This is a genomic window from Gillisia sp. Hel_I_86, assembly GCF_007827275.1.
Taxonomy (GTDB): domain Bacteria; phylum Bacteroidota; class Bacteroidia; order Flavobacteriales; family Flavobacteriaceae; genus Gillisia.
The window spans coordinates 299,010-324,968 of sequence record NZ_VISE01000001.1 but is presented as its reverse complement, the minus strand read 5'-3'; the positions used below and the strand labels follow the sequence as shown (position 1 = coordinate 324,968).

The window sequence follows — 25,959 nt, the reverse complement described above, 5'->3', positions numbered from 1 at the left end:
TTAGAGGAATGTGCAGTTTTAAAATTCGAGAGATTCAACCTAAAGACAACCAGAGCGTTGCAAAGGTGGTGAGAAAGGTTTTAGTGGAAATGGGAGTGCCCAAAATTGGTACTGCTTACGAGGACAAATCGCTGGACGATATGTTCACAACCTACGATCATGACAAAATGCAATATTTTGTTGTAGAAGAGAACGGTGAAATTATTGGAGGCGCAGGAATTGCTCCCTTGGCAAATGCCGATGCAACAATTTGTGAGCTTCAAAAAATGTATTTTTTGCCGATTGCCCGTGGCAGGGGAATTGGAGCTGCAATGATGAACACTTGCTTACATTATGCAAAGGCTGAAGGCTACAAACAATGTTACTTGGAAACATTGCCTTATATGGAAAATGCGAGAAGCCTTTATAATCGCACGGGATTTAGGAACCTTGAAAAACCAATGGGAGATACCGGGCATTACAACTGTACTATGTGGATGATCAAATATCTGGATTAGATTACTGAAAGCCCGCTTTTGCGACAGTTAATACTATTAACTAGCAATTCCTATTTTTCGTCATGCTGAACTTGTTTCAGCATCCCTGAAAGGAAGGTATCTTGGAGTTCTTGATGCGACGAACCTGAGAGATGAGATGGTCAGGTTTTTCTTGTCCGAAAAACGGATATACATAATGAATAATAGAATCCTTCTTAAAACTTAATTCAAAAATTCTTGGCATTGTTACTTTTAGATTATAAAAAACAATTTAATACTGCTTTGAAAAAGGAGTATCCTAAAGGGGAAATCAATTCATTTTTCAATATTCTAATAGCGCATTATCTAAATATAAGCCGGTTGGAATTAGCTTTGGATCCAAAAAAGGAGTTGTCTCCTGAAGAAAAAAACATTTTTGATAAGATTTTACTGAGATTGCAACAACATGAACCAATACAATATATATTAGGGGAAACGGAGTTCTTCGGATTAAAATTCCAAGTGGATAAAAATGTGTTAATCCCAAGACCAGAGACAGAAGAATTGGTTTCCTGGATCCTTTCAGATTTATCTGAAAATAAAACTCCAGCTTTAAAAATTATAGATATTGGTACAGGAAGCGGCTGTATTGCAATTAGTTTGGCCAAGAATTTACCAGAGGCAAAGCTTACTGCACTAGATATTTTCAAAGATGCTTTAAAAGTCGCAACCCGAAATGCCGAAGCCAATAATGTTAAGCTGAATTTTTTAAACCAAAACATCCTGAATATAAAAGACCCGCTGGGTCCTTTTGATATTATTGTTTCCAATCCGCCCTATGTTCGGGAATTGGAGAAAAAGCAAATGCACCGGAATGTCCTTGAAAATGAACCAGATGTGGCACTTTATGTGCGGGATAAGGATCCACTTGTATTTTATGAAGCTATCACGAAGCTGGCACAAGTCAGTTTAAATAAAGGAGGAAGTTTGTATTTTGAGATCAATCAATATCTTGCCGAAGAAACGGAACAAATGATGAAAAAGGCCGGTTTTAAGACCTGTCTTAAAAAGGATATTTTTGGTAATTTCAGGATGATAAGAGGAATAAAACAATAACATATAATTTCTAAATCTGTTAACATTTTGAAAACCCATAATAATTACAAGAACAACCTAAAAAGTATTGCGGTGTTTTGCGCCAGCAGTGAGGGCATGGACCCCGTGATTTTTGAGGAAGCATATCATGTAGGGGCATATTTGGCCAAGAACAATATAAATTTGGTCTATGGCGGTAGCAAACTGGGGTTAATGGGGCAAGTTGCCAAAGGAGTGTTGGATAACAATGGTACAGCAATTGGAGTGATCCCCGATTTTTTGAAGACCAAAGAAGTGGTGCATACAGGATTAACACAACTTATTACTACGGAAAATATGCACCAGCGCAAGCTAAAGATGCATGATCTTAGCGAAGGTTTTATTGCATTGCCCGGCGGATTTGGAACTTTGGAAGAGCTTTTCGAGATCCTTACCTGGGGCCAATTGGGATTGCACAAACATCCCATCGGGATCTTAAACAGCAATAATTATTATGATGATCTCTTGGCGATGATGGATAAGATGGTCGCAAAAGGTTTGCTGAAAAAATCCAATATGGATCTGGTTTTAGTAGCGAATACTATTGAAGGTTTAATAGAAAAGATGAAGAATTTTAAGCCTATGCCGGTACCGAAATGGATGAATAAAAATCAGACATGAATTTGTGATGAAGTAAAAGAGCGAAGGAGTGAAAGAGGGAAGGAGAGAGAGTGAGAGAGTGAAGAAAAAGAAAGTCTCTGTGAAGGAGCAAAGCGACTGAAACAGTCTCATGATTTGAAGTTCTGTTCATGAGATTGCATCGCTTCGTTGCACTACGCTCGCAAAGGCAGTTAAAGAGTGAGGGAATGAAAGAGTGAGGGTATGATGACCTTGCCTCACGGTGCTAAAAACTTCAAACTCATTTTTACAGGGCAACAACCAATTGAATCATGAAAATAACAAGGCTCGAAATAAAACAATCCTAATTTTTTGTCATGCTGAACTCGTTTCAGCATCCCAAGAGACCCTGAAACAAGTTACCATTGACGTATTTTTATTTATTTGTGAATCCCAGACCCTAAAACCAGTTCAGGGTGACGATGCGGAATTGTCGTCATGCTGAACTCGTTTCAGCATCCCAAGAGACCCTGAAACAAGTTGAGGCCGACGATTTTAATAGGTGAAGTGCAAATAGAAATGTACAGTATAAAAACCTCATCAGGGTTCAGTTTGACATTGTAGCAATGAATTGAAATATGAGAATTACAAGACTGGAAATAGGCTGTAGGAATATCGAAAAGCAACAAGGGTTTTACAGGGAAGTTCTTGGTCTTAAAATATATAATGAAACAGTAAACTCCTTCGAATTGCATCTTGGCTATTCTGTTCTATATTTTCAGCAGACCGATAGTTTTACGCCATATCATATTGCTTTTCATATTCCAGATAAAGAGGAGGAGAAAGCCTTGGAATGGTTGAAGTGGAGAGTCGGGGTTTTAAAGTATGAAAATTTTGAAATAGTGGATTTTAAGGGGTGGGATGCAAAATCTCTTTATTTTTATGATACCGATAAGAACATCATGGAATTTATTTCCCGACGAAAATTTAATGGCGAATCATCCAGTAGTTTTTCAGAAAAAAGTATTTTGGGCATTAGCGAGATAGGTATGGCAACGGATGAGCTTCAAGAAAAGTACAAGATTTTAAATACCAATACGCGTTTAGAGGTCTTCGATGGGAATTTCGAAAAATTTTGTGCTATTGGAGATGATGAAGGTTTACTAATAACTATCAATAGCAAACTTAAAACTTGGTTCCCTACCGGTGATATAGCATATAATTCAGCTTTTAAAATAGAATTTCAAAATAATGAAAAGGAATATGCGCTTCAATACAATGGTGAAAAATTGAAGTTTCAGAACCCTTTGAAAAACAATAATTCAGCATAACTTTCAATAAATGAATACAGAAGAAAAGATCAAGCAACTCAGGAAAGAACTGGAGCAGCATAATTACAAGTATTATGTGCTGGATTCCCCAGAAATTAGTGACTTCGATTTTGATATGAAATTGAAAGAATTACAGGAGTTGGAAGAGAAAAATCCTGAATTCTTTGATGCTTCTTCTCCTACTCAGAGAGTTGGTGGCACTATCACCAAGAATTTTGAGACTGTGGTTCATGATTTCCCGATGCAATCCCTTTCCAATTCGTATTCCAAAGAAGAATTGGAAGAGTGGGAAGCCAGGGTAAAAAAAATGGTGGATGGAAATTTGGAGTATGTATGTGAATTAAAATACGATGGTGCCTCTATAAGTATCACTTATGAGAATGGTAAGTTAACCCGTGCGGTAACCAGGGGAGATGGGTTTCAAGGAGACGATGTGACCAACAATATTAGGACAATTAGATCCATTCCCTTGAATTTAATTGGGGATTATCCCGAAAAATTTGCCATTCGGGGAGAGATCGTGTTGCCATTTGAAGGTTTCGCTAAAATGAATGCAGAGCGCGTGGAAATTGGGGAAGAACCCTATTCCAATCCGCGGAATACCGCTTCTGGAAGCTTGAAAATGCAGGACAGTGCAGAGGTTGCCAAAAGGCCTTTGGAATGTTTGCCCTATGGAATAGTTGGAAACGATCTACCAATAAAAACCCATTTTGATAGCTTGCAAAAGGCCAGGGATTGGGGCTTTAAGGTGCCAAAAGAAGCGAAATCGGTGCAAAATATGGCTGGGGTATTGGAGTTTATAGATTATTGGGATGTGCATAGGCACGAGCTGCCTTACGAGACTGATGGGGTCGTGGTAAAAGTGAACGATCTGCACCTGCAGGATGAATTGGGGAGTACCGCAAAATCCCCTCGATGGGCCATCGCTTATAAATTTAAGGCAGAGCGGGAGTCCACTATGTTAAGAAAGATAACCTATCAGGTTGGAAGAACGGGAGCAATCACACCAGTAGCAAATTTAGACCCTGTACAGTTGGCAGGAACTATTGTTAAAAGGGCATCGTTGCATAATGCCGACCAAATTCAGAAGTTGGATATTCGAGAGGGAGATACTGTTTTTGTTGAAAAAGGAGGAGAAATTATCCCAAAGATCATCGGAGTGGATTTCACCAAGCGCGACCCAAATTCTGAAGCAACCCACTATATTGAACAATGCCCTGTTTGTAAAACAGACTTGGTAAGGGCAGAAGGCGAGGCGCAGCATTATTGTCCAAATTATAATGGGTGTTTGCCTCAAATAATTGGTAGGATTCAACATTTTATTTCCAGAAAAGCGATGGATATTGAAGGTCTTGGAGGAGAAACGGTGGCCTTATTGGTGAATGCCGGCCTAATCCATAATTACGCTGATCTATATACCCTGAAAAAAGAAGATGTACTACCCTTGGAAAGAATGGCAGAAAAGTCTGCAGATAATTTGATCAATGGGATAGAAGCTTCAAAACAAATTCCCTTTGAAAGGGTGTTGTTTGCGTTAGGGATTCGCTATGTGGGAGAAACGGTAGCTAAAAAACTGGCCAAACATTATAAAAGCATTCAAAATTTAATGCAGGCTTCTACAGAAGATCTTATACATGTAGATGAAATTGGAGAGCGAATTGCCCAAAGTGTCACCGAATTTTTTGCTTCAGAAGAAAATAGAAATACTATAAGAAGACTGATGGATTTCGGCTTACAACTAGAAATATCTGCTGAAAAGTTAGCGAATCAAACCGATATCCTACAAGGAAACACTTTTGTGATCTCCGGGGTGTTTTCCAAGGTTTCCCGAACAGATCTTAAGAAATTGATAGAAGATAATGGTGGGAAAGTTTCCAGTTCCATCTCAGCTAAAACCAATTATCTGGTAGCAGGAGAAAACATGGGTCCCAGTAAATTGGCAAAGGCAGGGAAACTGGGCACACAAATTCTAACAGAAGATGCCTTTTTGGCGATGTTGAATTAAACGCTAATACTCACTCCGCTGCCGTTTAGGTTGTTCTCATTATCCAAGTAAAAGTCGATTCGACCTAAATAAAGTCCGTAGCAACCAACTTGGTTTACCAATACTTTTTTGCCTTCAAGGTTTTGCAGAATAGAGGGTTTGTCCAAAAAGGTGTGGGTATGCCCGCCAATAATCAAATCTATATTTTTTGTTTGCTTCGCTAGCAGAACATCAGATATTTTTGATTCATTTTTGTATTCATAGCCCAAGTGGGATAAACAAATTACCAGCTCACATTTTTGTTCTTGTTTTAATTTCCTTGTCATTTCCGTCGCGATCTCAACCGGATCCAGATACTGTGTTTCTTTATAAAGGCCCTCGTTCACCAATCCTTTTAATTCTATACCTAAGCCAAAAACACCAATTTTCACTCCATCTTTCATGAAGATCTTAAAGGGAGAGGTTTGACCATCCAATATGGTATTGCTAAAGTCGTAATTAGAGGATATAAAATCGAATTCTGCGTGGGGCATCTGTGCTAGTAGTCCGCTTAGGCCATTGTCGAAATCATGGTTCCCCAAGGTTGCGGCATCATATTTCAATTTGCTCATCAGCTTAAATTCCAATTCCCCGCCATAAAAATTAAAATACGGAGTGCCTTGAAAAATATCTCCTGCATCCAATAATAAAGTATTTGGATTTTCAGCTCTAATTTGTTCAACCAATGTAGCTCTCCTTGCCACTCCGCCCATATTCGGATTTCTTGCATCATTTGGCCCAAAAGCTTCAATATGGCTATGCACATCGTTAGTGTGCAGGATGGTGATATGTTTTTTTGGGTTTTTGGAAAAAGAAAGCGATAACCCACCCAATCCTATAAAGGCTCCTGTGGCAGCAGTTTGCTGAATAAAATTTCTTCTTTTCATCATTTACGGAATTTGAATGTATCGGTTGTCTATACTTGCTTTAAGTGTGTCCACTTTTTTAAAATGATCTATGATTGCATTTCTAAGCTTGTAATCTATTCGAAACAGGTTTATGGGATTTTTAAAGAATACCATGTTATCGCCACCTTGCTGCAAATAATCTGATGTCGCCACGAAATAAGTTTCTTCAGCCTTAATGAGTTCTCCATTAATAGTTGCGTTCATCGTTTTAAAATCTCGGTCGACTTTTAATTCGAGCCCACTTATCGGGTGTGCGGTTTTAGCGTTTTCAAGATAAGTTAGCATTTCCAACAGTTTTTTTCCGGAGAGCTCTACCACGACGATCTCATTTTCGAAAGGCATTAACTTAAAGCCAGTCCTTGTGGTAACCGCTCCCTTCCCGATTCCAGATCTAATACCACCGTGATTTAGAAGAACCATATCTATATTTTTGCCGGTTCGAGACTTAAAAATTGGATTGGCTTGTTCCATTATCAAATCTGCCATCATATTTCCCAGTGCCGTATTGAGCTTTCCATCATTCTTGTCCAAACTCGTGGGATTGTATGCCAGCACACTGTCCAAAGTACTGTTTAAATGTTGGGCATAAGGTTTAATATAATTTTCTATGGAAGTGTCTGCGATAATAGTGTTATCAATAGGAATTCTTTCGCCTTTTATTGCCGTTAACGTGGGCGGGATATATACATTGTTTTTACAGGCAATGAGACTTAATGCTAAAAGGAAAAGAGAGCAAATTTTAAGGTTCATCAATTTTTAATTATTGTACAATTAGCAACAAATATAGGTAGTTATTTGAAAGTCATTTTCCAAAGGATTATCATTACTACGTTCTAAAGAAATAAAAACTTGTTTCATATATTGGGGTCTGGATAAAGATTAAAGAACCTGATGTTTAACTAAAAGGTATACATAATAACAATGATAAATGAATTAAAACTCGCCATTGCAAAAAGTAGGATCGCCAGGTTAAAAAGTAGCTCTTCACACGAGTTTGCATTACCAGTGAGGTCTGCATTACTTGTGTTGGAATCGCACAACCTTTCGAAATTGCCGATTTTGTTGAAGATGAAGCAGGAGTTGGGCATAAAGGATACAAATTTCAAGGTGGTGCTCTTCAAAAATAAACAGGAAAATTTTTCGGAATTTGATGGTCTGACTTTTGTGAAAGAAGATTTAAATGTCATCGGAAGCTTCAGTAATAAAGAATTGTTGGATTTAAGCAAAAACCGCATCGATTTACTTATTACTTTTGCGGAAGAAAATAATGTGCCAATAAACCTCCTAGCGACAATTTGTAGCGCGTGCCTAAAAGTTGGAAATTCTCCAGGAAACGAGAAGGTTCTGGATGTGGTTATAAGATCCGGGGACGATGCAGGGGTTTTTGCTTCAGAAGTAATAAAAATTTTAAAACAGTTTAAAAGGAATTGGAATGAATAAATTTATAGGTACCGGAGTTGCAATTATCACCCCTTTTAGTGACGCCTTTACGGTAGATGTAGCTGCGCTTAAGAATTTGGTAAAAGATCAAATTGAAAACGGAATAGAATACATCGTGGTTCTTGGAACCACTGGGGAAAGCGCAACTTTGAGCAGCTCTGAGAAGGAATTGGTGAAAAATACCATTATAGAAGCCAACAATGGGAAATTGCCCTTGGTTTTAGGAATTGGAGGTAACAACACCGCCGCTTTGGTTGATGAGTTTAAAAATACAGATCTGGATGCATTCGATGCTATCCTATCTGTTTCCCCATATTACAATAAACCATCCCAGGAAGGGATCTATCAGCATTATAAAGCATTGGCTGCGGTTTCACCAAAACCTATTATTTTGTACAATGTTCCTGGAAGAACCGCTTCTAATATTTTGCCGGAAACCGTAAAAAGATTAGCTACGGATTTTTCAAATATCATAGGAGTGAAGGAAGCTGCGGGAGATATTGTACAAGCAATGAAACTCATTTCTTTGGTTCCAAAGGATTTTCTTGTGATATCAGGTGACGATATGGTGGCCCTGCCAATGGTGCTTGCAGGAGGACATGGGGTTATTTCGGTAATTGGACAGGGTTTGCCAAAAGGGTTTTCGCAGATGGTGCGTTTGGGATTGGAAGGAAAGGTGAAGGAAGCCTATAAATTGCATTATAAAATAGCGCCTTCTATAGATATGATTTTTGCTGAGGGCAATCCCGCAGGGATTAAATCGTTATTAAGTGCAAAGAATTCTTGTAAACCTGTAGTTCGCCTACCACTAGTGCAAGTTTCAGATAAACTGAAGCAGGAAATACAGGCATTCGTAGATCAATTTTAATTAAAGGGGGAAGTCACTATTTGCGATATTTTAAAGTTTTTTTAATATCATAGAAAAGAGTACTTTTGCCAGATGTTTTTACAAAGGATGAAAAAAGGTTTATTATTATTGGGTGTGTTTTTAATGCTGGCGTCTTGCAGTGAATACCAAAAGGTACTAAAGAGCGACGATGCAGGTAAAAAATATGCTTTGGCCGAGGAGCTTTACAATCAGGCAATTGTAGAAAACAGCAAGCCTAAATTTAGGAAAGCACTTCGTGTTTTCGAGCAGATAGTCCCGCAATATAGAGGGAAACCTCAAGGTGAAAAATTAACCTTTTTGTTTGCAGATACATACTATCAATTAGGAGACAATCAAATAGCCGGATATCAATTTGAGCGTTTTGTGGCATCCTACCCAAAAAGTGATAAAGCAGAAGAGGCTGCTTTTAAAAGTGCAAAAAGTTATTTTGCAGATTCCCCAAGGTTCGATTTAGATCAAGCGGAAACAGTAAAGGCAATTGAAGAGCTACAAAAATATATAGATAAATATCCTAACGGAGAGTTTTTAGATCAGGCTAATGAGTATGTTGCAGAATTGCGTATAAAGCTAGAGAAGAAAGCATACGAGATCGCCAAGCAATATCACCATACCGAAAATTATAAGTCGGCAATTGTGGCATTCAATAATTTTATTACAGAGTATCCTGGTTCTCCATTTAGGGAAGCAGCCTTTTACTTTAGATTCGATTCTGCTTACGAACTGGCAATAAACAGTTACGAAGTTTTAATGCAAGAAAGATTGAATACCGCAAAAGGGTTTTACACTAACTATAATAAATATTATCCTGAAGGAAGTGTGTATTACGAACAAATACAAGCAAATTATCAGGACTTGGAATCGAAATTACAAAATTTTTAATAAGAGAAAGATGATGGATTACAAAAAAATTAATGCGCCAATTAATACTACTACAATCGATAAGAATTTAGTAGATGCTCCAACAAATAATATTTATGAAGCTATTTCTGTGATCGCAAAAAGAGCTACTCAAATAAACTCTGAGATCAAAAAGGAGCTTTTGGAAAAATTGGACGAATTCGCTACTTACAACGATAGCCTTGATGAGGTTTTTGAAAACAAGGAGCAAATAGAAGTATCGAAATTCTACGAAAAATTGCCTAAGCCACATTCTTTGGCAGTTCAAGAATGGTTGGATGATAAAATTTACTACAGGGATACAACAGAACCTTCTGAAGCATAAGCTAAGATGGGAGTGCTAGAAGGCAAGAAAATACTGCTGGGGATAACTGCTGGTATTGCTGCCTATAAAACGGCCTCTTTGGTAAGATTGTTTATAAAATCTGGAGCGCAGGTTAAAGTTGTAATGACCCCCTCGGCCAAAGATTTTATTACCCCACTTACTTTATCCACACTTTCCAAAAACGAGGTGATTTCTGACTTCACAATAAATGAAGATGAAAATCCTATCTGGAACAATCACGTAGAACTCGGCCTTTGGGCCGATTTTATGCTTATAGCCCCTGCTACAGCAAACACGTTATCTAAAATGGCTTCGGGGAGCAGCGATAATTTATTACTTGCAACCTATCTTTCAGCTAAATGCCCGGTATATTTTGCTCCGGCGATGGATCTGGATATGTATTTACATCCAGCAACAAAAACCAGCTTGGAAACTTTACAATCTTACGGGGACATTATGGTTCCCGCAGAATCTGGAGAACTTGCCAGTGGCTTGGTAGGAGAAGGTAGAATGGCAGAACCAGAGAATATAGTGTCTTTTCTTGAAAAGGACCTTTTGTCGCAATTGCCCCTTCGGAACAAAAAAGTGCTTATTACCGCAGGGCCAACTTACGAGGCTATAGACCCTGTACGATTTATTGGAAATCATTCCAGTGGAAAAATGGGTTTTGAACTTGCCAAGGAAGCCGCGAAATTAGGGGCACAAGTAATTCTTATAACCGGTCCTACATATTTACAGCTGGATTCTTCCCGTGTTCAACTGGTTCGAGTTACCAATGCTCAAGAAATGTTCGAGGCAGCACATACTTATTTTGCCGATCAAGACGTTGTAATAGCTGCTGCGGCAGTTTCAGACTTTAAGCCGAAGAAAGTTTTTGATCAAAAAATAAAAAAAATGGAATCTAATTTGAACATCGAATTGATTCCTACCCAAGATATTTTAGCCTCTTTAGGTAAAATTAAAGAGCACCAAAAACTGATAGGTTTTGCTTTGGAAACCAATAATGGGGTAGAAAATGCAAAATCTAAATTAGAAAGAAAGAATTTGGATTTTATCATCCTCAATTCCCTTCAGGATAAAGGCGCAGGTTTTAAAAAAGACACCAACAAGATCAGTATAATTTCTAAAACTGAAATTAAAAATTTCGGGTTGAAACCCAAAACCGAAGTTGCGCAGGATATATTAACGGAAGTCATATCTTTATTCCATGAGTAAATTAATTTTGATGCTTGGTGTCTTCTTTTGGGTTTCCCTTGCCAGCGCACAGGAACTTAATTGTGAGGTAATTGTAAATGCTGAACAGACAGGGCAAACCAATTTGACGGTTTTTAAAACCCTGCAAACTTCCTTGTCGGAATTTATTAATAAAACAACTTGGACGGGAACTACCTATCAAGACCAAGAGCGTGTTAATTGCAGTATTTTTATAAATATCGCCAGTTTCGATAACGAGTCTTTTACAGGAACTATCCAAGTGCAGTCCTCGCGGCCGGTTTTTGGATCTTCATTAATTTCACCGATTTTTAATTTTAACGACGAACAATTCACATTTAATTATCGTGAATTCGAACCTTTAAATTATAGTGAGAACACCTATTCTTCGAACTTGGTTTCTGTGATCTCTTATTATGTCTACACCATACTGGGCTTAGATGCCGATACTTTTGCCCAAGAAGGTGGAACTGCTTTTTATGAAGAAGCAAATAGAATAGTCACCACCGCACAACAGGGAAATTCCTCTGGTTGGAGGGGATCAGATGGAACCCGGTCCAGGTATAGATTAAATGCCGATCTTTTGTCCAATGCTTTTTTAGGATATAGAACCACTTTGTATCAATATCATAGATTAGGCTTGGATACCATGCATAAAGATGTGGCAAAAGGAAAACAAGCTGTGGCTGCTTCTATCCTGAATTTAAAAAAGATGAGCGATTCTAGGCCAAACTCCTTGTTAATGCGGGTTTTCTTTGATGCAAAAGCCCAGGAAATAGAGCAGGTTTTTAGCGGGGGACCAAGCGTTCCGGTTACAGAATTAAAAGAGGCTTTAAACAGGATAGCTCCCCTATATGCTGAAAACTGGAGCAAGCTTCAATTCTAGTCATTTCCTTTTTGATTCCGAAGAAATTCTCACGTATCTTTAGCTTCAAAATTATCACACCTTGCTCACCGAATTATCCATTAAAAACTACGCCTTAATTGAAGATATAAAAATCAATCTTCAGCAGGGCTTTACCATTATAACCGGGGAAACCGGTGCCGGAAAATCCATTATGCTTGGGGCCTTGGGTCTTCTGCTAGGAAAAAGGGCAGATTATAGCGCCATTAGAAATGCAAAGAATAAATGCATTATAGAAGGCGTTTTTGACATTTCCAATTATTCCTTAAAAAGATTTTTTGAAGCCGAAGATCTGGATTTTGAGGAGCAAACCATCATTAGAAGGGAAATTTTAGTTTCAGGAAAATCCCGCGCGTTTATAAACGATACTCCTGTTACCTTACCGGTTCTTGTAAAATTAGGGGACTTCTTAATAGATGTTCATGGGCAACACCAAACCTTGAGTTTGGGTGAAAACCAATATCAGTTTCAGGTGTTGGATACTCTCGCTAAAAATCAGGGAATCCTTCAGAAATATAAAAAAGGATTAAAAGAGCATAAAAAGCTTCAGCAGCAATTAAGTGTTTTAAAAGAGGATCAGTCTCAAGCATTAAAAGAGCATGATTACAATCTCTTTTTACTGAATGAATTGCTGGAAGCGAACCTTAAAACCGGAGAGCAAGAGGAACTGGAAGAGCGCTATGAAGAACTTAGTAATGTGGAAACACTCAAGGAACATTTAGGTTTTGCGGTAAATCAAATTCAGCAAGAGGAGATAGGAAGTCTTTCCGGGCTTAAAGAAGTGAAAACAAACCTTTCTAGGATCTCGAAATTTTCAGCGAACTATGCTGCTTTTCAGGAGCGAATAGAAAGTGTAATTATAGAATTGGATGATGTGGCACAAGAACTGGAGAATTCCTTGGAGCGGGTAGAAGCCAATCCAGAAGAATTGGAACAAGTAAATGCGAAACTGCAACGTATCCATAATTTACAAAAGAAACACGCAGCCGCGAGTGTAGAAGAATTAATTGAAATCACTAATTCCCTAAATGAAAAAGTAGCACTTACAGAAAATGCCGATGCCGATCTTGAAAAGCTACAGCAAGAGCTTGTGAAAAATAGAAAAGAGTTGGAAAGTGTTTCTTTAGAGTTGCACAGGAATCGTAAAAAGATTATCCCTGATTTTGTGAAAACTGTCGAGAAAATCGTGGCAGAGCTTGGAATGCCCAATGCACGATTGAAAATTGAGCTCACCCAGAAACCAGATTTCTTTGCGAACGGGCAGGACACATTAAATTGGTATTTGTCCGCGAATAAAGGAGGAGATTTTAATGAGCTTAAAAAAGCAGCTTCCGGGGGGGAATTGTCAAGGATCATGTTGGCAGTAAAGAGTATTCTGGCCACGCAAAGCAAATTGCCAACCATTGTTTTTGATGAGATAGACACGGGTGTTTCTGGGGATATCGCACAAAAAATGGGGGATATCCTTCAAAAAATGGGCTTGAGCATGCAGGTGATTGCCATTACGCACTTACCGCAAATTGCAGGGAAGGGCAGCAAGCATTTTAAAATTTTCAAAGAAGATATCGGGGAAATTACGGTTACCAAAATTGAAGAACTCGCAAAAGAAGATAGAATAGAAGAACTTGCAATGATGCTTGGCGGTAACACCAGAAGCGAATCGGCGATGGCACATGCAAAAGCGCTGCTCAATTAATCCCTCATTGAGGGCTTAATTCCCCGAGGCCTGCCTCGAATATGTTAAAGTATTTTCCAATTCATAGCTCGTGGGCTTACCACGAGGTTCTTGATTTGAAGTTTGCTATATTTGCCAGCTAATACAACCATTAAAAACAATACATATGTCATACAATCTACTTAAAGGGAAAAGAGGAATTATTTTTGGGGCTTTAGATGAAAATTCTATCGCTTGGAAAACTGCTGAGCGTGTTCACGAAGAAGGTGGAAGTTTTGTGCTTACCAATGCGCCAATCGCTATGAGAATGGGGAACATCAATCAGCTTGCTGAGAAAACAAATTCCCAAATTATCCCTGCAGATGCTACGAAAGTAGAAGATCTTGAAAATTTAGTAGATAAGGCACAAGAAATCCTAGGCGGAAAATTGGATTTTGTATTGCATTCCATTGGAATGTCTATTAATGTAAGAAAAGGAAATCATTATACAGATATGAATTATGATTTTACTACCACAGGTTGGGATGTTTCTGCGGTTTCCTTTCACAAGACCATGCAAACCCTTTACAAAAAAGATGCGATGAATGAGTGGGGAAGTATTGTGGCATTAACATATATGGCGGCACAACGTGTGTTCCCAGATTATAATGACATGGCAGATAACAAAGCCTATTTGGAATCTATTGCGCGTAGTTTTGGATATTTCTTCGGAAAAGATAAAAAAGTTAGGGTAAATACTATTTCTCAATCTCCAACGCCAACTACAGCGGGACAAGGAGTAAAAGGATTTGACGGATTTATCGCTTATGCCGATAAAATGTCGCCGCTTGGAAATGCAACGGCTATAGATTGTGCGAATTATACCATTTCTTTGTTCTCAGATCTTACAAAAAGGGTAACACTTCAGAATTTATACAACGATGGAGGATTCTCCAACATTGGAGTAAGCCATGAAGTGATGGAAGCATTTATGAAGAATATGGAGTAAGTTCCATTCCGGTTTTATATTAAGAGAACTGTCCAAAAAATATGTAATGGTTTATCCTGAACTTGCTTCAGGATCTTAAATATGTATACCCGTAAAGTATCCTAAATTCAAAAAGGACGTCATTCTGAACTTTTTTCAGAATATTATAACATTAAGAATCAATATAGTAGGTTGAGACCCTGAAATAAATTAAGGGTGACGCAAAAACTATTGGACATACAACGGATATACAATTCTTAATAGAAGCTGAAACTCCCGAAGTGTCGGGACAGCTTGGCCTTAATCATTCTTTTCGGACGGTTTTTTTGTAAGCATAGCTGAAATATCCATTTATCGAAACTTGTAATTTTTAAAAATGCAATTAGAATATTCTTTTATAATCCCTGTTTTCAATAGGCCAGCTGAGATCCGGGAGTTGCTGGAAAGCATGGAGGAATTGGATTTTGATGGCAGTTTTGAAATAGTGATCGTGGAAGATGGTTCCACTATTTCTTCGGAAGCGATATTGGAAGATTTCAAAGATAAATTGAATATCAGTTATTATTACAAAGAGAACACCGGTCCCGGGGATTCCAGAAATTACGGGATGAAGTTGGCAAAAGGCAACTATTTTCTCATTTTGGATTCAGATGTGTTACTGCCAGAAAACTATTTACAAGAAGTAGATTTCTTTTTGTCCAAAAAGTATTACGATTGCTTTGGGGGCCCAGATGCGGCACACGAAAGTTTTACAGATCTTCAAAAAGCGATCAATTACTCGATGACGGCCTTGTTGACTACCGGTGGGATTCGCGGAAATAAACAGGCAGTATATAAATTTCAGCCAAGAAGTTTTAATATGGGGCTCTCAAAAAAGGCATTTTTGGCATCAGGTGGTTTTGGATCTATCCATCCCGGGGAAGATCCAGACCTAGCATTGCGATTGCAAAAAGAAGGTTTTGAAACCATCCTCATTCCTAATGCCGTAGTCTTCCATAAACGCCGGATAGATTGGAACAAATTCTATACACAGGTTACTAAATTTGGAACGGTTCGCCCAATTTTAAATACATGGCACCCAGAATCGGCTAAGATCACCTATTGGTTCCCGAGCTTGTTTATTTCTGGACTTTTCTTTGCCATTATCTTGTGGCTGCTGGGATCCTCCTTTTTTATATCGCTTTATCTGCTCTATTTTTTAATAATTGGAATAGATGCAGGAATAAAAAATAAAAGTGTTTATATTGGAATTGCTGCAATAATGGCAACATTCATTCAGTTTTTAGGTTATGGAATAGGATATTTAAACTCCATTTGGAAACTTAAATTTTTAAAAATGCAACCTCGGGAGGCATTTCCAAAGCTATTTTTTACAAATGAAGACTAAGTTGAAAGAGAAAAAACCATGGATAAAAAGAGGGCCTTTAAAAACCTTCTCATTTTTCCTTGGGCTTTCTGCAGTAATATGGGTGGTTGTTCAATATTCCAAAGAATATACAGAGGTAATAGAATTCCCTATTTTATATACAAACCTTCCCAAAGATAAAATCCTGGTTGGTAATAATCCAAAAACACTGGATTTGAGAATAAGGGAGCGCGGATTTCATATTGCCTGGAACCGTGTTTTCCCTAAAAATATTGCCATAGATATAAGCGATGCCATCGAGGAAGGAAATTTTTTGATCTATGACCTGGAATTACAAAAAACGGCTATTCTCTCCCAGTTGAATTTCGATTATGAGAAAGTTGATTTGCTTCAGAAAAACATGAAAATAAACTTTGAGCAGCGAGCGGTTAAAAAAGTCGCGGTTTTATCCTCGATAGACCTCAGTTTCGCAATAGGCTATTCCGCATTGGAAGAAATTAAATTACAGCCAGATTCCATAATGCTTAGTGGGCCTGCCAACATTTTGGACACCTTAAGAACCATCAAGACCAAACCTTTAAAGATCAGCAATATCAGCAATGATGTTAGGGGAAAAGTGAAACTGGAAACGGCAAACCTTAAAGCGGTTGCTTTGTATCAGGAAGAAGTGAACTACTTTGTAAGAACCGAAAAATTCACCGAGGGCAAATTGGAAGTCCCCATAAAATTACTGAATGTTCCCGAAGGAACCAATGTGGTGATCTTTCCCAAAGAAGTGGTTGTTTTTTACCAAGTGAGTTTAAAGGATTTCGAAAAAATAGAACCATCCTCATTCGAGGTGGCTGTAGATTTTAAGAATGCAAAAGACAGTGATGGATTCCTGATCGCTCAAATTCTCGAAAAGCCCAATCAGGTGAACAACATTAGGCTTAATGAGAAGAAAATCCAATTTGTAATTAAACGATGAGAATTGTAGGACTTACCGGTGGCATGGGCAGTGGGAAAACCACTGTTGCCAACTTTTTTAAGGAATTGGGTGTTCCGGTTTATATTGCCGATGATGCGGGAAAATCCTTGATGAACACCAATGCAGGGGTGAAATCCAAAATTGTTTCCTTATTTGGCAAGCTTGCTTATAGCGATGGGCATTTGGATAGAAAATATATAGCCAGTCAGGTTTTTAATTCCCCGGAAAAACTTCAGCAATTAAACCAAATCGTGCACCCGGCGGTGGGTTTGGACTTTAAAAAATGGAAGAACAATCAAGATGGCCCTTATGTGATCTACGAGGCGGCAATCCTATTTGAGGCCGGCGGCTATAAAAATTGTGATCTTATAATTTTGGTCACTGCTCCTTTGGAAGAACGAATCAAAAGATTGCAAGCCCGGGATAAAAGTTCCCTGGAGGAAATTGAAGCGAGAATTCAGCATCAATGGAGCGATGGGAAGAAACGAAAACTATCCAATTTTGAGATTATCAATAACAAACTTTCTTCAACAAAAGATCAAGTGCGAAATCTTCATGAAATTCTGATAAACACTAGGGAAATTTAGTATTTGTTTTGTTAACATTTGGTTAAATGGGTGAGGCTCTAAATGTTAAAATCTTATTTTTGAAGCATGAATAAAAGATTATTCCTCCTCCTCGTAGTGTTGATGAGCTTATCGCTCATCGGAATAATTTTCGTTCAGGGATATTGGATCAAAAGTACTGTGGATGATAAGGAACAGCAATTTTCCTATAATGCCAAACAGGTGCTTATCAACGTTTCCAAAGAACTTCAAAACAAGGAATTGGAAGCTTTTTGGTTCAATTTCGATTTTGAGGATAGCACTGCTTTAAAATTGAACAGTGCCAACCTTGAAAAATTTTTTGGTTTAAATGAATATGGTAGAAATGCTAATGGGGATCACCACAATTTATTAGAGGAAGATTTCAAGGAATCTTCTAATTTCTTGGTATCTACATCAGATAGTATTCACCTTGCTAACCTTATAAACAGCAAGGTCAACGATTTTTTAAATAAGGATCAGGTTTCTGGAAGCATCTCGGCAGAGGAGCGCATAGATAGGTTGATGAGAATGGAGGAGGCAGAAAAAGACATGTTGAGTGCCTATATTTCTGAATTTACTTCTAAAATCCCAATTCATAAAAGGCTTTCTAATGAAAAGCTTGAGGCGACGATCAAGGAGGAGCTACAAAATTTTAATTTAAAATCTGCTTTCGAATTTGGTGTTTTCACAAATTCCCTTGCAACCAAAGTTCATTCAGCTAATTTCACGATGGATTCCCCCGCAACCTATTCGGTTCCATTGTTTGTAGATATGACCGGAAAAAGCAATTACCAGTTAATGGTGAACTTTACAGAAAAAAAGGAAGTGGTACTTTCTTCGGTAATACTTATGGCGGCATTGTCCATACTATTTACCCTTATTATTGTGATTGCCTATTCAAGTGCTTTATCGCAATTGATAAAGCAACGACAGATTTCTAAAATTAAAACAGATTTTATAAACAATATGACGCACGAGTTTAAAACTCCTATAGCTACCATAAATTTAGCTTTAGATGCAATCAAAAACCCAAAAGTGGTCAACGATCAGACCAAGGTGGCAAGGTACCTGCAAATGATCCGGGACGAAAATAAGAGAATGCATGCACAAGTAGAAAATGTGTTGCAGATCTCCAAGCTGGAGAAAAACGAACTGGATCTTAAGAAGGAGCGCTTACAGCTACATGAATTGGTGGAAGATGCGCTAACACACGTAGAACTGATTGTGGAAGATAGAAATGGCTATGTTAAAACCCATTTTGGAGCTTTGAAATCTTCGGTTTTGGGAAATGAGGACCATTTAACAAATGTGATCGTAAATATCTTGGATAACGCCATAAAATATTCTATAGAAGAACCTAAAATCGATATTTATACAGAAAACGTTAGAAATTCCATAATTTTGAAGGTTCGGGATCAAGGTTCTGGAATGAGCAAAGCTGTTCAGAAAAAAATATTTGAGAAATTTTACCGGGAACATACCGGGGACATTCATAATGTAAAAGGCCATGGTTTAGGCCTTGCATATGTAAAACGAATCCTGGACGACCACCATGCTACCATATATGTGGAAAGCGAACGCGGAAAGGGAAGTACATTTATAATTAAATTACCATTAATAACGTGATATATGGAAACTGAAAACAAGAAAATTTTATTAGTAGAGGACGATCCCAATTTTGGAACCGTACTAAAAGATTATTTAGCAATGAACGACTACGAGGTTACTCATGCCAAAAATGGGATGGAAGGTTTTGAAAAGTTCAAAAAAGACGATTTCGATCTTTGTATCCTGGACGTAATGATGCCTTATAAAGACGGATTTACCCTTGCAAAGGAAATTCGCGACAAGAATGAAGATGTGCCCATTATTTTCCTAACCGCGAAAGCGATGAAAGAAGATGTATTAAAAGGATACAAAGTAGGGGCAGATGATTACCTGAACAAACCTTTTGACAGTGAAGTGCTTTTGATGAAGATTAAAGCCATCATGCAGCGTAAAACTACAGATAGTGTTGCAGATAGCAAACAATTTGAATTTCAGGTTGGTGGGCTGCACTTAAACTCCAAGTTACGGTTCTTGACCTATAAGGATAAGGAGCCTATTAAGCTATCCCCAAAAGAGAACGAATTATTAAGGTTGTTGGCATTGCACGAAAACGATCTAATGCCAAGGGAATTGGCACTTACCAAGATATGGAGGGACGATAATTACTTTACATCCAGGAGCATGGATGTTTATATCGCGAAACTTCGTAAGTATTTAAAAGTAGACGAAAATGTAGAGATCTTGAACATTCATGGGGAAGGTTTTAGATTGGTAGTTAAAAACAAAGAGGGCGAAGCCTAGATAGAAGAAATTTCAGTTTCCTAAAAAGGACTGTATAAAGGGTAGTAGGGCATATTGGGGTTTTAATTTCGGGAAGGGTTTCTTGGGATTAGACACTTCTACAATGCAGCTACAACTTTTATACGGTCTTTTTGTATTTTAAAGTTACCAGGCAAGCACAATAATATATGGGAATGGGCATTATATTTGTAATTCCCACGCAACAACTATGAAACATCACTACGCTCACATTTTATGGGTTCTACCTGTTCAAGGCACTCGCCTTGCCAAGAATTCCATGCTGTTTTTTGGCGTGATGTTTTTGATGTTTTTTTCTTCGTGGAGCGTAGTGGGGCAAGGAGCAGCAATTACCTCCCCAGGTACCCCAGACCCAACTTCAGATAGTCCAATTCCTATTACTATTGAATTTGAAGATGGAGTTGATAATTTGAATATAATAGATTTTACTGTAACTAATGGAAACTTAAGTGATCTTCAAAGATTAATTCCTGATTTCAAATATTTACCTCCTGATCAAATTTTGAAACAGTTCGAAGTTAAAACTAATATCGAAAAAATTATTGATGAAATTGAGTTGGACTTTGATAAATTAGGTAATTACTTAAATGATTTGTTAGCGGATGCTGTAGTTAGTATAGATTACAATGGTAATAATGAACTCTTCTATCTAACATACGGAAATGGATTATTTAAGAGTGGACAAACAAATCCCGTTATAGGTCCTGATGAATTTGATACACCATTAGATTTCGTAATTAATAGGAATAATGGAAAAATTTATATTGCAGACTCAGGCAAAAAACAGGTGTTGGTTTATGACTCTAATTATATCAAATTGAAACCTATCGGATCTGGAATTGCGGGAGAAAGTGATGGTCCAAGAGGGGCAACCGGACTCGCTTTAGATATTGATGGGAATATTTACGTGGCTGATAATTTTACAGAAGGTTATGATGCAATTAAGGCGTATAAGCCCAACGGAACTTTACTTTTTCCACCTATATATGATTATGAGGGAAGTCCCATTAAAGATCCATTTAGAATTGCAGTGGATTTTGATGGGAATATTTTTCTAAGTGATTCAGGTGAAGGAACAGGCAGGGTACTTATTTACAATAAAAATCGCCAACCAATAAAGAAAATTAAAGGAGGTAAACAAGGTACTCCTGGCAGTTTAATTACTGATCAATATGGTTATTTATATGTTGTGGATTTTGCAGATGAGTTCAATTTAAACGATTTATTCAATGAGCCACTGAATGTCCTTGAAAATTATAATAATCTAAAGAATGCTAACTTTTCGATTAACGTGTTTGATCCTGAAACAAATTTTGGATTTTTAAAAGAGTTATCTAATATTAATTTACCTATAGATATTACTATTGATCAATGTGGTCTTTTGAAATTAAATGATCTTCAATTAGGAGGTGAAGGAGTTGATATTTTAAAAATTTGTCCATTTGGACCATTTGGGGATTGTTATAATGTGCCAAAGACAATTGATGCTACTTTTAATTTTAGTCTAAAGACATTAAAAAAGCAAGATATTTTTTCGGCAGAAATCATTCCTGAAGTTCCTGGTCCGGTTACTGTTTCCTTGAAGGATGGGACACTTTTTAAATGTGATCCTCAGCCAAAAGCTACCTTTTCTATTGAATATAAACCTGAAGATACTACTGCCCCTGAAGCAAAATGTAAGCCTGCAACACTTTCCTTGGATGCTGATGGAAATGCTACGCTGACTGCTGCACAAGTTTATGATGGCGATGCCAGTGCGGACAATGTAACCCTAGAAATAGATAAGGAAAATTTTGATTGTTCCAATTTGGGAGCGAACACAGTTACTTTGACGGTTACGGGAGAAAATGGAAAAATAGATACTTGTGATGCTGTAGTTACGGTTGCAGATGATACCGCTCCAACCGCTAATTGTGTTGGGCCTTTTACCATCCAATTAGATACTAATGGAGAAGCTTCCATAACAGAAGCAGATATAAATAATAATTCTACGGATAATTGTGGAATCGAAAATTATAGTTTATCTCAATCCAATTTTACTAGAGCTGATGTTGGGGTGAATACTGTTTTATTAACTGTTACCGATACTTCTGGATTAAAATCAGAATGTCCGGTGCAGGTTACTGTAGAAGATAATAATGTTCCTGAAGCGACCTGCAAGCCAGTAACCCTTTCGCTGGATGCTGATGGAAATGCAACACTTACTGCGGCCCAAGTTTATGATGGCGATGCCACAGCAGACAACGTAACTCTTAAAATAGATAAAGAAAATTTTGATTGTTCTAATTTAGGAGCGAACACAGTTACTTTGACAATTACAGGAGAAAATGGAAAAACTGCAATTTGTGAAGCAATGGTAACTATAATTGACAAAATCCCACCAACCGTAAGCTGCCCACAAGATATATTGGTAGAATATACCACAGATAAAACCTATACGGTTCCAGATTTTTCAACTTTATATGCGAGTTCCGATAATTGTAGCAGCACTCTTAGTTATTCGCAAAACCCTGCATTCAATACCGTGATTACTGATGATACTCCTGCAAGCTTTAGGGTGGCAGACGAAAATGGGAATTCTATTAGTTGCCCGTTCAATATAATTTTCTTTAAAAATACCGAACTTCAAATAACAAATTGTCCAACCAGTCGGTCTTTTGAGGTGGATGAGGATTGTAGTTATTTGGTGCCAGATATTGCTTCTACCATCGAAACAAATCTTGAGGGAGCGACTGTCACACAAGATATAGCGCCCGGATTTCGGTTAAATGGTTCCCACCGCCTTACCATCACTGCGAAATTCGAAGATCAAATAGCTACTTGTGAGATCGAGCTAATTGCAAAAGATAGTATAGATCCAGTGGTTAGCTGTCCAGAAGATCAAAATGAGACTTTTGATCCCGAAAACGGATTTTCCCTGCCAAATTATATCTTGCTGGCCCAAACTTCCGATAATTGCGCAGTGGCTAAAATCGAGCAAATCCCAGACGTGGGGACTGTGATCTTTGAGGACACCGAAGTTACGCTAAGGGTAGAGGATTTAGATGGTAATGTTGCATCATGCACGTTCCAGGTGTTTTTAAACGAAGAAACTGTTGGAAATACACCACCTGTGGCAAAAGATGATGCGTATGTTACAGCTAAAGATATAAGCTTAACGGTTTCATCTCCTGGAGTTTTGGGCAATGATTCCGACGAAGATGGAGATGAACTAACAGCCGTAATACAAAGTCCACCTGCTAGTGGAACCTTGGCGTTCAATTCCGATGGTTCTTTCACCTATACCCCAAATAGTGGATTTACGGGAGAGGTTACTTTTACGTATGCGGCGAACGACGGTACTGAAAATTCGAATATAGCAAGCGTAACCATCACCGTTACTGAACCATCAGGTGATACCGTTGTTTGCAAGGAGTCGCTAACCATAGGGCTGGATGAAAATGGGATCGCCAATTTAAATGCAAGTGAATTGTTTATTTCAAGACCTGAAAACCTTCAATTTTCTGTAAATAAAGAAATTTTTACTTGTGATGAGCTTGGTGAAAATACAGTTACCTTATCTTATTCCAATAATGAGGTTCAAGCTTCTTGTGATGTCACAATTATTGTTGAGGATGTTTCTGCACCTATCCTTGGTGTAAAAGACATAAGTGTCGCTTTAAATGAATTTGGATCGGTAAGCATCACTCCAGAAATGTTAGACAATGGATCTTCGGATAATTGTGGGGAACTATCACTTAGTGTAGATAAAAGTAATTTTGGATGTAAAGAGCTAGGGTAGAACACGGTAACTTTTACCGCTACCGATTCCAGTGGGAATTCTTCCAGTACCACTGCGAGGGTTACCATTACCGGGAATTGTAATATCAATCCTTTTCCCGGAGAAGAATATATCTTTATCTATCCAAATCCTACTTCGGGGCCATTTCAGTTCGCCACCCCAACAGGAGTCACGATTCAGCGGGTAGAAGTTTTTGATGCCCGCGGAAGGATGGTCATGTTCAAAGAATATTCTGAAGCAGCCCTTCAATACAATATGGATCTTAGCGGGGTGCAAAGTGCGGTGTACATCCTAAAATTATTTACTTCGGAAGGAACCGATGTGGTAAGAGTGCTAATAGATTAATTCTAAAATGTCATTCTGAACATAGCGTAGCGGAAGTGAAGAATCTAAATAAAACCGAGTTGTCATCCTGAGACCTGTGATAAAAAAATTATCCAGCGTAGGAAATTGACGTGTTTAAAATTCTATTAGAGGAAATTTATTTCCAGGTTTTTAAGATTTTGAGGCCAGTTTAACATTGTTCGGCGTTTTGTTGGTTCTCTGGATATTGCCACGAATTCACGAATAATTTTTCGGGATTTTTAAAAGCAATAATTCGTGCATTCGTGGCCAATGATCCTGTTTATCGTTAGCCATCCTAAAACCTTTGATAAAATTATCTAGCGTAAGGAATTGATGTATTTTACGAATCCGTCAATGGTAGTTTATCGAAGAATCTCAATGAAGCAGAAATAATTATATAGTAAAAGGGATCCTTCCTTCGTCAGGATGACAAAAGGGAGTATGATTGTCACTTCGAGATCCGTGATAAAAAAATTATCCAACGTAGGAAATTGACGTGTTTAAAATTCTATTAGAGGAAATTTATTTCCAGGTTTTTAAGATTTTGAGGCCAGTTTAGCATTGTTCGGCGTTTTGTTGGTTCTCTGGATATTGCCACGAATTCACGAATAATTTTTCGGGATTTTTAAAAGCAATAATTCGTGCATTCGTGGCCAATGATTTTATCGTTAGCCATCCTAAAACCTTTGATAAAAGTATATAGCTTAGCAAATTGATGTATTTTACGAATCCGTCAATGGTAGTTTACCGAAGAATCTCAACGAAGCAGAAATAATTATATAGTAAAAGAGATCCTTCCTTCGTCAGGATGACAAAAGGGAGTATGATTGTCACTTCGAGACCCGTGATAAAAAAAATTATCCAACGTAGGAAATTGACGTGTTTTTTATATAAGCTGATGGGATGCTGAAACAAGTTCAGCATGACGACAATTCGGCATCGTCACCCTCAACGGTCTTGGTTAACACAGGAAGCGTGGAGTAGGGATGCGAACTTGTGGGCTTTGTTGTTTTTTAATTGGTCTCTAAAATATCACTTTTCACCAGACTGCCCGCTATTTGCTGGAACCGATGTTGGCAACCGGCCCTTGAGAGTTAATTAGACAAAGCTTGAATTTCTTTTTTGAGTCCTAACAAATGTCTTTTTACAATTACCCAAACAATTGCATTATCAATACTATCATATGCGTGAACCAATCTATTTCTAAATCCAATAACCTACTTATGATTTTCAATTGATAAATCCGATTCTGTTTGTTTTAGCTTATTTAATGCTTCTCCAATTATTACTAATTGTCTTTCTACAACGCTTTGTGTTTTTAAATCCTTTTGATATAAGTGAAAATCATGGGTTTAAGCTATAAAATTTTCAATCAAGTCGATAGCCATTAGTATATCAGAGAGATACTTTTTGCCTTTTTCCGTCATAAATTAAAATTTTTGTAGCATCAATATTTTTTCTTAAAATTGGATTTTTTAACGAAGATTGTGTCAATAAATCAACTTTTATTTGGAAGAATTCTTCTAATTTGTCCCAGATAGCTAACAATTTTTCTCCTCTTTCCAATGGGTCATTTTCATCAATTTCGATCAACAAATCAATATCGCTTAAATCTTCATCAAAGTGATCTGTGGTAGAAGAACCAAACGCATATAGATTTTTCACATTATATAATTTACATAATGTGGTAAAGTCAATCAATTTAGCATGTATGCTATCTTTAATTTTCATAAAGCTAATATAATCATTTTCTTTTTTAAACTAAATGGTTCTTTTCAGAGTTGAAATCGGCTTGTTGCCAACTTGTTCCAGGGTCTTTTCCGTACTT

24 protein-coding genes are annotated in these 25,959 nt (G+C 37.7%); 20 read left to right on the top strand and 4 right to left on the bottom strand.

Features of this window, described 5'->3' with window-relative positions; translation table 11 throughout:
* Positions 1-8: 8 nt before the first annotated feature.
* From JM83_RS01390 to ligA, 5 genes are all read left to right on the top strand, one after another.
* Entirely contained in the window at positions 9-497 is a 489-nt protein-coding gene (locus JM83_RS01390; protein ID WP_144958676.1) for a GNAT family N-acetyltransferase, read from the top strand.
* 222 nt (positions 498-719) lie between these two features.
* Positions 720-1,571, top strand: a complete 852-nt coding sequence (prmC, locus tag JM83_RS19340; protein ID WP_261376300.1) for a peptide chain release factor N(5)-glutamine methyltransferase — start codon at positions 720-722, stop codon at positions 1,569-1,571.
* A 27-nt stretch (positions 1,572-1,598) separates the two neighbouring features.
* The gene (locus JM83_RS19335) at positions 1,599-2,210 is read left to right on the top strand and encodes a TIGR00730 family Rossman fold protein (RefSeq protein WP_261376299.1); all 612 of its coding nucleotides are present in this window, start codon (positions 1,599-1,601) and stop codon (positions 2,208-2,210) included.
* A 575-nt stretch (positions 2,211-2,785) separates the two neighbouring features.
* Positions 2,786-3,478 carry a VOC family protein gene (locus JM83_RS01380; protein WP_144958674.1) on the top strand — a complete coding sequence of 231 codons (693 nt, stop codon included), beginning with the start codon at positions 2,786-2,788 and terminating at the stop codon, positions 3,476-3,478.
* Between the two features lie 10 nt (positions 3,479-3,488).
* Positions 3,489-5,483: an NAD-dependent DNA ligase LigA gene (gene ligA / locus JM83_RS01375; RefSeq protein WP_144958672.1), complete on the top strand. Its 1,995-nt coding sequence runs from the start codon at positions 3,489-3,491 to the stop codon at positions 5,481-5,483.
* On the opposite strand, the gene JM83_RS01370 is transcribed toward ligA, so the two are convergent.
* Together JM83_RS01370 and JM83_RS01365 are read right to left on the bottom strand one after the other, a co-directional pair.
* A complete protein-coding gene (locus JM83_RS01370; protein WP_144963661.1) occupies positions 5,480-6,388 on the bottom strand; it encodes a bifunctional metallophosphatase/5'-nucleotidase in 909 nt (302 codons plus the stop codon). The genes ligA and JM83_RS01370 overlap by 4 nt on opposite strands.
* Before the next feature lie 3 nt (positions 6,389-6,391).
* Entirely contained in the window at positions 6,392-7,159 is a 768-nt protein-coding gene (locus JM83_RS01365; RefSeq protein ID WP_144958670.1) for a 5'-nucleotidase C-terminal domain-containing protein, read from the bottom strand.
* A 171-nt stretch (positions 7,160-7,330) separates the two neighbouring features.
* On the opposite strand from JM83_RS01365, the gene JM83_RS01360 reads away from it, so the two are divergent.
* The 15 genes from JM83_RS01360 to JM83_RS01290 all read left to right on the top strand — a co-directional run bounded on the left by JM83_RS01360 (position 7,331) and on the right by JM83_RS01290 (position 24,131).
* A complete protein-coding gene (locus JM83_RS01360; protein WP_144958668.1) occupies positions 7,331-7,849 on the top strand; it encodes a DUF6913 domain-containing protein in 519 nt (172 codons plus the stop codon).
* Positions 7,842-8,717 carry a 4-hydroxy-tetrahydrodipicolinate synthase gene (gene dapA / locus JM83_RS01355; RefSeq protein WP_144958666.1) on the top strand — a complete coding sequence of 292 codons (876 nt, stop codon included), beginning with the start codon at positions 7,842-7,844 and terminating at the stop codon, positions 8,715-8,717. Before JM83_RS01360 ends, dapA begins: the two co-directional genes overlap by 8 nt.
* A 72-nt stretch (positions 8,718-8,789) precedes the next feature.
* Positions 8,790-9,617 (top strand): outer membrane protein assembly factor BamD, encoded by an 828-nt coding sequence (locus JM83_RS01350; RefSeq protein WP_144958664.1) that lies wholly within the window; start codon positions 8,790-8,792, stop codon positions 9,615-9,617.
* A gap of 13 nt (positions 9,618-9,630) precedes the next feature.
* A complete protein-coding gene (locus tag JM83_RS01345; protein ID WP_144963660.1) occupies positions 9,631-9,960 on the top strand; it encodes a DNA-directed RNA polymerase subunit omega in 330 nt (109 codons plus the stop codon).
* Between the two features lie 6 nt (positions 9,961-9,966).
* On the top strand, positions 9,967-11,175 hold the full coding sequence (gene coaBC / locus JM83_RS01340) for a bifunctional phosphopantothenoylcysteine decarboxylase/phosphopantothenate--cysteine ligase CoaBC (RefSeq protein WP_144958662.1): 1,209 nt from the start codon (positions 9,967-9,969) through the stop codon (positions 11,173-11,175).
* Positions 11,168-12,058, top strand: a complete 891-nt coding sequence (locus tag JM83_RS01335; RefSeq protein WP_144958660.1) for a DUF4835 family protein — start codon at positions 11,168-11,170, stop codon at positions 12,056-12,058. Before coaBC ends, JM83_RS01335 begins: the two co-directional genes overlap by 8 nt.
* 61 nt (positions 12,059-12,119) lie before the next feature.
* Entirely contained in the window at positions 12,120-13,772 is a 1,653-nt protein-coding gene (gene recN, locus JM83_RS01330) for a DNA repair protein RecN (RefSeq protein ID WP_144958658.1), read from the top strand.
* Positions 13,773-13,917: 145 nt separating this feature from the next.
* The gene (locus JM83_RS01325) at positions 13,918-14,739 is read left to right on the top strand and encodes an enoyl-ACP reductase (protein WP_144958656.1); all 822 of its coding nucleotides are present in this window, start codon (positions 13,918-13,920) and stop codon (positions 14,737-14,739) included.
* 355 nt (positions 14,740-15,094) lie between these two features.
* Positions 15,095-16,105, top strand: a complete 1,011-nt coding sequence (locus JM83_RS01320; RefSeq protein WP_144958654.1) for a glycosyltransferase — start codon at positions 15,095-15,097, stop codon at positions 16,103-16,105.
* Positions 16,095-17,051, top strand: a complete 957-nt coding sequence (locus JM83_RS01315) for a CdaR family protein (protein WP_144958652.1) — start codon at positions 16,095-16,097, stop codon at positions 17,049-17,051. Before JM83_RS01320 ends, JM83_RS01315 begins: the two co-directional genes overlap by 11 nt.
* Positions 17,048-17,638 (top strand): dephospho-CoA kinase, encoded by a 591-nt coding sequence (gene coaE, locus JM83_RS01310; RefSeq protein ID WP_144958650.1) that lies wholly within the window; start codon positions 17,048-17,050, stop codon positions 17,636-17,638. Before JM83_RS01315 ends, coaE begins: the two co-directional genes overlap by 4 nt.
* Before the next feature lie 66 nt (positions 17,639-17,704).
* The gene (locus JM83_RS01305; protein WP_144958648.1) at positions 17,705-19,264 is read left to right on the top strand and encodes a sensor histidine kinase; all 1,560 of its coding nucleotides are present in this window, start codon (positions 17,705-17,707) and stop codon (positions 19,262-19,264) included.
* 3 nt (positions 19,265-19,267) lie between these two features.
* Entirely contained in the window at positions 19,268-19,987 is a 720-nt protein-coding gene (locus tag JM83_RS01300; RefSeq protein ID WP_144958646.1) for a response regulator transcription factor, read from the top strand.
* A 208-nt stretch (positions 19,988-20,195) separates the two neighbouring features.
* Entirely contained in the window at positions 20,196-23,786 is a 3,591-nt protein-coding gene (locus JM83_RS01295) for an Ig-like domain-containing protein (RefSeq protein ID WP_144958644.1), read from the top strand.
* A 66-nt stretch (positions 23,787-23,852) separates the two neighbouring features.
* Entirely contained in the window at positions 23,853-24,131 is a 279-nt protein-coding gene (locus JM83_RS01290) for a T9SS type A sorting domain-containing protein (RefSeq protein WP_144958642.1), read from the top strand.
* Between the two features lie 1,094 nt (positions 24,132-25,225).
* Here JM83_RS01290 and JM83_RS19330 read toward each other — a convergent pair.
* Both JM83_RS19330 and JM83_RS01280 read right to left on the bottom strand, forming a co-directional pair.
* Complete coding sequence (locus tag JM83_RS19330; RefSeq protein ID WP_261376877.1) at positions 25,226-25,345, bottom strand: DUF86 domain-containing protein; 120 nt, start codon at positions 25,343-25,345, stop codon at positions 25,226-25,228.
* 181 nt (positions 25,346-25,526) lie between these two features.
* On the bottom strand, positions 25,527-25,862 hold the full coding sequence (locus JM83_RS01280) for a nucleotidyltransferase family protein (RefSeq protein ID WP_144958640.1): 336 nt from the start codon (positions 25,860-25,862) through the stop codon (positions 25,527-25,529).
* Between the last annotated feature and the right edge of the window lie 97 nt (positions 25,863-25,959).

What these genes read in the sequence shown, in the direction of transcription:
- JM83_RS01320 (WP_144958654.1), top strand. Translation starts at nt 15,095, where the DNA reads ATGCAATTAGAATATTCTTTTATAATCCCTGTTTTCAATAGGCCAGCT.
- JM83_RS01380 (WP_144958674.1), top strand. Translation starts at nt 2,786, where the DNA reads ATGAGAATTACAAGACTGGAAATAGGCTGTAGGAATATCGAAAAGCAA.
- JM83_RS01335 (WP_144958660.1), top strand. Translation starts at nt 11,168, where the DNA reads ATGAGTAAATTAATTTTGATGCTTGGTGTCTTCTTTTGGGTTTCCCTT.
- JM83_RS01280 (WP_144958640.1), bottom strand. Translation starts at nt 25,862, where the DNA reads ATGAAAATTAAAGATAGCATACATGCTAAATTGATTGACTTTACCACA.
- dapA (WP_144958666.1), top strand. Translation starts at nt 7,842, where the DNA reads ATGAATAAATTTATAGGTACCGGAGTTGCAATTATCACCCCTTTTAGT.
- coaBC (WP_144958662.1), top strand. Translation starts at nt 9,967, where the DNA reads ATGGGAGTGCTAGAAGGCAAGAAAATACTGCTGGGGATAACTGCTGGT.
- JM83_RS01300 (WP_144958646.1), top strand. Translation starts at nt 19,268, where the DNA reads ATGGAAACTGAAAACAAGAAAATTTTATTAGTAGAGGACGATCCCAAT.
- JM83_RS01365 (WP_144958670.1), bottom strand. Translation starts at nt 7,159, where the DNA reads ATGAACCTTAAAATTTGCTCTCTTTTCCTTTTAGCATTAAGTCTCATT.
- JM83_RS01350 (WP_144958664.1), top strand. Translation starts at nt 8,790, where the DNA reads ATGTTTTTACAAAGGATGAAAAAAGGTTTATTATTATTGGGTGTGTTT.
- JM83_RS01315 (WP_144958652.1), top strand. Translation starts at nt 16,095, where the DNA reads ATGAAGACTAAGTTGAAAGAGAAAAAACCATGGATAAAAAGAGGGCCT.
- coaE (WP_144958650.1), top strand. Translation starts at nt 17,048, where the DNA reads ATGAGAATTGTAGGACTTACCGGTGGCATGGGCAGTGGGAAAACCACT.
- ligA (WP_144958672.1), top strand. Translation starts at nt 3,489, where the DNA reads ATGAATACAGAAGAAAAGATCAAGCAACTCAGGAAAGAACTGGAGCAG.
- JM83_RS01360 (WP_144958668.1), top strand. Translation starts at nt 7,331, where the DNA reads ATGATAAATGAATTAAAACTCGCCATTGCAAAAAGTAGGATCGCCAGG.
- JM83_RS01370 (WP_144963661.1), bottom strand. Translation starts at nt 6,388, where the DNA reads ATGAAAAGAAGAAATTTTATTCAGCAAACTGCTGCCACAGGAGCCTTT.
- JM83_RS01295 (WP_144958644.1), top strand. Translation starts at nt 20,196, where the DNA reads ATGAAACATCACTACGCTCACATTTTATGGGTTCTACCTGTTCAAGGC.
- JM83_RS01390 (WP_144958676.1), top strand. Translation starts at nt 9, where the DNA reads ATGTGCAGTTTTAAAATTCGAGAGATTCAACCTAAAGACAACCAGAGC.
- JM83_RS01305 (WP_144958648.1), top strand. Translation starts at nt 17,705, where the DNA reads ATGAATAAAAGATTATTCCTCCTCCTCGTAGTGTTGATGAGCTTATCG.
- JM83_RS01345 (WP_144963660.1), top strand. Translation starts at nt 9,631, where the DNA reads ATGGATTACAAAAAAATTAATGCGCCAATTAATACTACTACAATCGAT.
- JM83_RS01325 (WP_144958656.1), top strand. Translation starts at nt 13,918, where the DNA reads ATGTCATACAATCTACTTAAAGGGAAAAGAGGAATTATTTTTGGGGCT.